The following is a 6,637-nucleotide window of genomic DNA, read 5'->3' as shown; positions in this document are numbered from 1 at the left end:
GGCGACCAGTCCGGCGAGCGGGCCCGCGAGCGTCCGGGCCGCCTCGAACTGCTCGGCGATGGTGGCGGTGGGGCCGCCGCGCAGCAGTGCGTTCCCGCCGATGGCCACGACGGTCACACCGGCGGGAGTGATGCGGGTCTCGGGATTTGGGGGCATGGCCGCAACCTTAGGAACTGGCCGGTTTCCGGTCATGAGCAGCGGCTGCCAGCGGCGGAGGCCGTCCGTTGACGCCGGATGACAGCGGGGCGAACTCGGCCCCGTTTCCGCCCGGTTAACGTCCCGTTACCAGCCCGTACTCCGTTTACACACGCCTCTGACCTGCTCATAGTGAAGGGCGTGGCAGGCACAGCACACCTCTCGTCAGCGGCGCCATCGGTGCCTCCCTCCCCCCTTTCGCTCCCCGTGGAGCCGCCCGGGGCCGACCCGTTTCCCGGTGTCGGCATCACGGTCGCGGAGGCCCTCGCGCTGCCGTGTCTGGCCGGTGCGCGTCTGGTCGCCGGACGGCAGGGGGCGGAGCGGCGCGTGCGCGTCGTCAACATCATGGAGGTGCCGGACATCGTCCGCTGGATGCGCGGCGGCGAACTCCTCCTGACGACGGCGTACGCGCTGCGCGGCGACGAGGACGCGCTGAGCGCCCTCGTGCCCTCCCTCGCCGCGCGCGGCCTGGCGGGCCTCGGCGTCAAGGTCGGCCCCTACCTTCCGCGTCTGCCGCGCGCCATGCTCGAAGCGGCCGACGAGCTCGGCTTCCCCGTCGTGGAGTTGCCGGGCGAGGTGATGTTCAACGACATACTCGCCGAGGTCATCGGCACCGTGCTCAATCGCCGGGCGCTGTCCCTGGAGCGTTCCCAGAAGGTGCACGAAAAGCTCACCACCGCCCTCCTGCGCGACGGTTCGTACCAGGAACTCACCTCCGTCCTCGCCGACCTGGCCCACTGTCCGGCCGCCGTGCTGGGCCCCGACGGTACGGTGCTCGCCTCGGCCGGCGATCCCCCGGACGACGCCGAAGTGTCCACGCAGCGTGCCATCGGCGCGAACGCGCGTCCCTTCGCGGCGCACGCCTCGGCCGCGCTCGGCAGGGTCGCCCTGTGGTGCGGTCAACCACCCACCGAAGACCAGCTCGCCGCGCTCGAACACGCGGCGACCCTCGCGGGGATGGTCGCCGTCCAGGAACGCGCGGTGGCGGGCCGGGAGCGCCGCTCTCGCGCCCTGCTTCTGACGGAGCTGGTCTCGGCCGCCCCGCAGGACCGCGCCGAGACCGCGCGCAGAGCCGCCGCCATGGGCTGGGAACTGCAAGTGCCGCGCGCGGCCGTGCTGGTGGAACTGGGTGACGTCCGCGAGAGCCCGGGGACGGCGGAGCTCAGCCCCGAGGAGCGGCTGCTGCCCTTCGTACGGGCCATCGTGGGGCCGCGGGCCATCGGGTGGGGGGTGAGTTCGGGTCTCGCGCTGCTCGTCGAGCCCGGCGAGTCGCTTCACACCGTCGTACGGGCCGTGTACGACGCCGTATCCACGGCGCTCCCGAAGGCGCGGGTACGGGTGGCCGCGGGCGGCGTGCAGGCGGACTTCGCTGACCTGCACCTCAGCTACCGGGAGGCCGTCGCGACCATGACCCTGGGCCGGGAGCTGCACGGCACCGACTTTGTCTGCGAACACCGGGACCTGGGCGTGTACCGGCTCCTGAACCAGCTCCCGGGGCGCGAGCTGACACGCCTGGTCGAGGAGGCCCTGGGCACCCTGCTCGCCTACGACAGCCTGCACGAGGGCAGTCTCGTACACAGCCTCGGCGTGTACCTGGCCCGCGACCGCAACGGTGTGGAGGCCGCCGAGCTCCTCCACATCCACTACAACACCCTGCGCTACCGTCTGAAGCAGATCGAGCGGCTCACCGGAGGATTCGACCGCGATCCGATGAGCCGCCTGCAGACCGAACTGGCAGTGCACGCACACCGGTTGCTGACGGCGCGGGCCCGCGGCTGACGGAGTACCCGGAGTGCCTAGTCCCGGTCCATCGCGGACAGCGCACGCTGGGCCAGCGGGTGGGTACGCACCAATTCACCCAGCGAGGTCGAGCCGCGGGTGATGTCCGCGAAGGCGTTCCACGCGGGCCGCAGACCGGTGATCGCCAGGTGCAGCAGCATCGGACGGCGCTCGAAGGCCGCGAGCATGCGCCGCCCCACCGCCATCTCCACACCGAGCCCGGCCTTGATGGCGAACGCGTAGTTCAGCGCCTGGCGGCGGGCGTCGACCGCGTCGTGCGACTCGGCCACCCGCACAGCCCACTCCCCCGCAAGACGGCCCGAGCGCAGGGCGAAGGAGATTCCCTCGCGCGTCCACGGCTCAAGAAGTCCGGCCGCGTCCCCGCAGACCAGCACCCGGCCGCGCGACAGTGGCGAGTCGTCGCTGCGGCACCGCGTCAGATGCCCCGAGGAGACGGCGGGCTCGAAACCGGCCAGCCCGAGGCGGGCGACGAAGTCCTCCATGTACCGCTTGGTGGCCGCGCCCTCGCCGCGCGCGGAGATCACCCCGACGGTCAGGGTGTCGCCCTTGGGGAACACCCAGCCGTAACTCCCGGGAATGGGGCCCCAGTCGATGAGCACCCGCCCCGCCCAGTCCTCCGCGACGGTCTGCGGCACCGGGATCTCCGCCTCCAGGCCGAGGTCCACCTGGTCGAGCTTCACCCCGACATGAGCCCCTATGCGGCTGGCACTGCCATCGGCGCCGACGACCGCCCTGGCCAGTACCGTCTCCCCGTCGGAGAGCACCACGGCGACGGTCCGCCGGTCCGGTACGGCCGATCCGTGCTGCTCGACACGCGAGACCGTGACACCGGTCCGCAGCTCGGCGCCCGCCTTCTGCGCCGACTCGACCAGGGCCTGGTCGAACTCGGGCCGGTTGATCAGCCCGAAGAGCATCTGCTTGGACCGGCGGGTGCGGGTCAGCTTTCCGTTCAAGGAGAACGTCACCGCGTGCACCCGGTCCCGCAGCGGAAGTTCGAAGCCGGGCGGCAGGGAATCGCGCGAGGGGCCGATGATTCCACCGCCGCACGTCTTGTAGCGCGGCAGTTCGGCCTTCTCCAAGAGGAGCACCCGCCGTCCCGCGACCGCCGCGGCGTGGGCGGCCGAGGCCCCCGCGGGCCCTGCGCCGACCACGACGACGTCCCACACCGACAGGTCGTTCTCCGCGCCTGCGTCCGTGCCTGCGTCTGCGTTCTCGCTGCTCACGATGTGCTGCTGCTCCTGATCCGACCAGTGGCCCGTGCTGTCGACGGCATCCTACGGCGCGGTTGCGCTCGATCCCGCTGTGGGAGGATCGATCTCACCTTCGTCGTACAAACACGTACACGTATCCCAACGTCGCACCCACGAGGAGCGTGCCCATGAGCGCGAATCCGATCGCCGAGACCGTCGCTTCGCTGATGCCCCGCGCGAAGGCGGAGCTCACCGAACTGGTGGCGTTCCATTCGGTGGCGGACGTGGCCGTGGCCCCGCGGAGCGAGTGCGAGGGGGCCGCCAACTGGGTCGCGGACGCGCTGCGCTCCGAGGGTTTCCAGGACGTCGCCCTCCTCGACACGCCTGACGGCACCCAGTCGGTGTACGGCTTGCTGCCCGGCCCCGAGGGCGCGCCGACCGTACTCCTCTACGCGCACTACGACGTACAGCCGATGCTCGACGAGGCCGCCTGGGTCTCGCCGCCCTTCGAGCTGACCGATCGCGACGGCCGCTGGTACGGGCGCGGTGCGGCCGACTGCAAGGGCGGCGTGATCATGCACCTGCTCGCGCTGCGCGCCCTCAAGGCCAACGGCGGCATCCCGGTCTCCGTGAAGGTGATCGTGGAGGGTTCGGAGGAGCAGGGCACGGGCGGTCTCGAGCGGTACGCCGAGGCGCACCCCGATCTCCTCGTCGCCGACTCCATCGTGATCGGTGACGCGGGCAACTTCCGGGTCGGTCTGCCCACCGTCACGGCGACGCTGCGCGGCATGACGATGATCCGGGTCACCCTGGAGACCCTTGAGGGCAATCTGCACTCCGGTCAGTTCGGCGGCGCGGCCCCCGACGCGCTGGCCGCGCTCATTCGCGTACTGGACTCGCTGCGAGCCGAGGACGGCTCCACGGTCGTCGACGGGCTCGCGGCCGACGCCGCCTGGGACGGCCTGGCGTACCCGGAGGCCGACTTCCGCAAGGACGCCAAGGTGCTGGACGGCGTGCGCCTGATCGGCAACGGTACGGTGGCCGACCGCATCTGGGCCCGTCCCGCCGTCACTGTCATCGGCATCGACTGCTCGCCGGTGGCCGGCGCGACGCCGTCCGTCCCGGCCAGTGCCCGCGCCCAGATCAGCCTGCGGGTGCCGCCCGGCCAGGACGCCGCCGAGGCCACGAAGCTGCTGTTCGCGCACATCGAGAAGCACACTCCGTGGGGCGCGCGAGTCTCGTTCGAGCAGGTGGGCCAGGGACAGGCGTTCCAGGCGGACACCACCAGCCCGGCGTACACCTCGATGGCCGAGGCGATGCGGATCGCCTACCCCGGCCAGGAGATGCAGTCCTCGGGCATGGGCGGCTCGATCCCGCTGTGCAACACTCTCGCCGCGCTCTACCCGGAGTCGGAGATCCTGCTGATCGGCCTCAGCGAGCCGGAGGCGCAGATCCACGCGGTGAACGAGAGCGTGTCGCCGGACGAACTGGAGCGGCTCTCGGTCGCCGAGGCGCACTTCCTCGTCAACTACGCCCGTTCCAAGCAGGGTTAAGCGCTCAGCGCAGGTCCGTGCGGCGGACGGCCGTCCTTCCGTACGTTCGCCGCACGGACCTCGTCGAAGTACTCCCCCGCCTGCACCTGCTCCGCTGACCCTGATCGACGCGGGGTACGCGGACGGCGCCGCCGTGTCCCCCGTCGGCGCGGCGCAAGAGCTCGCCGACCGCCCCGGTCACACGGACGGCTCGATCGCCGCCGTCGGCCAGGTCATGCTGGGCGTCCTCAACACCGACCGCACCCGAGCCATCGCTTCGTGCCGCCGCCTGGCCACTCTCGCGCCGGACACGGTCTGCTTCGGCCACGGCGACCCGCTCACCGAGAACGCGGCATAAGTCCTGCGGGCCTCAGCCGACCGGGACACCGGCCTCGAGGTTGATCACGGCTGACCGCTCCCTGGCCCGCAGCGCCCAGCGCAGCCGCTTGAAGTGGTTGGGCGGCAACAGCCCGGCCGCCTCCTCCTCGGTGGCGAACCGCCAGCCGCGCAGCTCGGACCCCTGCAGCGAGAGCCTCCCCGCCTCGGCGGGGCCCAGCAGCCCGCCGTCGAACAGCATCCGCAGGCCGCCGTACGCCGGCGGCCGGGGCGGCTCCCAGTCCACCACCAACAGCCTTGGCACCCGGTCCAGTTGGATCCCGATCTCCTCGGCCACCTCACGTATCCCCGCGCGGGCGGGCGCCTCGCCCCGCTCCACTATCCCGCCGGGGAACTCCCAGCCGGGCTTGTACGTCGGGTCGACGAGCAGCACCCTGTTCTCCTCGTCGAAGAGGAGCACCCCGGCGGCGACGGTCTCGCCGGTCGGCTCGGGGGTCTGGACGATCTCGCAGATCCCGGCCGCCCCGGTCCGTATCGCCTCGGCTATGCGCTCGGCGGTCCCGGACGGGGTGAGCGCACTGTTGTCGATCACATGGGCGTCACCGCGGAGCCAGCCGAGGGCCGTGCGGTACGGGTCGATGTGGTCGTACGCCCACTGCCGTACGCGCTCGCTGCCCTCGGGGTCGCCGTCCGACTCCTCACGGGCGGCGATACGTTGGCGCAGGATCGTTTCGTCAGTTGCCAGCAGCACATGCCGGACCGGGATGCGACGGGCGGCCAGGGACCCGAAGATCTCGTCCCGGTACTCCTGCCTGAGCAACGTCATCGGCACCACGAGCACCCCGCCCACCTCGGCGAGCAGCGCCGCGGCAGCGTCGACCACCATGCGCCGCCAGATCGGCAGGTCCTGGTAGTCGGTGACCTCCGCGAGCCGCTTCTGCGGCAGCAGGAAGCGCAGCGCCCCGCCGATCACTTCGGGGTCGTAGAAGGTGCTGTTCGGGATCAGATCGATCAGTTCTCGCGCGGCCGTGGTCTTGCCCGCACTGAACGCACCGTTGATCCAGACGACAATCACTGATACTCCAGGATGGGAAGGCCGCTGAACAGCGGCGGAGCCGGTTTCGCGGAGCCATCTGGGAGAGGTATGGGAAATGAGAGTGTCGATACCCAACTATCCACTCCTCCACCGCGATCGTCACCTCGCTGTACGTACCCTCCACACCGGGCAGCTCATGCCGGGTGGGACCGCATAGTCGGTGTCCGTGGTGACCCTGCCGGTCTTGCGGTCGGTGCGGTGGCGCTTCATCTGGACGGTAGATCTCAAGCCAAATAAGACGTTTGTGGTGCTATGAACCTTGTGGTTCGGGTTCTCTGCGTTTGGCGGGGTCGTTGATCCAGACGCCCGCGTCAGACGAGGACCGGGCAACCGAGCGCTGACTGCGGGACGAGCGGCTCGACTGGTTACCTCCGGCACTCGCCTCACTCGACCGGCCGTTCGTCATCGAGCACCCCGATGAACTGCGCGACCTCGTCACCGCGCTCACCTATCGCTTGGAGGAAGGCGCTCGCGTGCCTTATCGCGGG

At 70.9% G+C, this 6,637-nt stretch carries 5 protein-coding genes; 3 read left to right on the top strand and 2 right to left on the bottom strand.

Annotated elements, in window-relative coordinates; all coding sequences use genetic code 11:
- Positions 1–402: 402 nt before the first annotated feature.
- Entirely contained in the window at positions 403–1,974 is a 1,572-nt protein-coding gene (locus tag J0695_RS18850) for a PucR family transcriptional regulator (RefSeq protein WP_307798680.1), read from the top strand.
- 17 nt (positions 1,975–1,991) lie between these two features.
- Here J0695_RS18850 and J0695_RS18845 read toward each other — a convergent pair whose 3' ends face one another.
- The gene (locus J0695_RS18845) at positions 1,992–3,218 is read right to left on the bottom strand and encodes a geranylgeranyl reductase family protein (protein ID WP_206963249.1); all 1,227 of its coding nucleotides are present in this window, start codon (positions 3,216–3,218) and stop codon (positions 1,992–1,994) included.
- Between the two features lie 155 nt (positions 3,219–3,373).
- Between J0695_RS18845 and J0695_RS18840 the strand changes: the two genes are divergently transcribed.
- Positions 3,374–4,738: a dipeptidase gene (locus tag J0695_RS18840; RefSeq protein ID WP_206963248.1), complete on the top strand. Its 1,365-nt coding sequence runs from the start codon at positions 3,374–3,376 to the stop codon at positions 4,736–4,738.
- Positions 4,739–4,871: 133 nt separating this feature from the next.
- Positions 4,872–5,075 carry an MBL fold metallo-hydrolase gene (locus tag J0695_RS18835; RefSeq protein WP_307798679.1) on the top strand — a complete coding sequence of 68 codons (204 nt, stop codon included), beginning with the start codon at positions 4,872–4,874 and terminating at the stop codon, positions 5,073–5,075.
- Positions 5,076–5,087: 12 nt separating this feature from the next.
- Here J0695_RS18835 and J0695_RS18830 read toward each other — a convergent pair whose 3' ends face one another.
- Positions 5,088–6,125, bottom strand: coding sequence for an NUDIX hydrolase (locus J0695_RS18830; protein ID WP_206963258.1), 1,038 nt, complete (start codon positions 6,123–6,125; stop codon positions 5,088–5,090).
- Positions 6,126–6,637 lie beyond the last annotated feature (512 nt).

The sequence above is a fragment of the Streptomyces beijiangensis genome (genome assembly GCF_017315755.1).
In the GTDB taxonomy this organism is placed as follows: Bacteria; Actinomycetota; Actinomycetes; order Streptomycetales; family Streptomycetaceae; genus Streptomyces; species Streptomyces beijiangensis.
The sequence above is the reverse complement of the archived record's forward strand: the minus strand, read 5'-3'. Positions and strand labels throughout refer to the sequence as shown.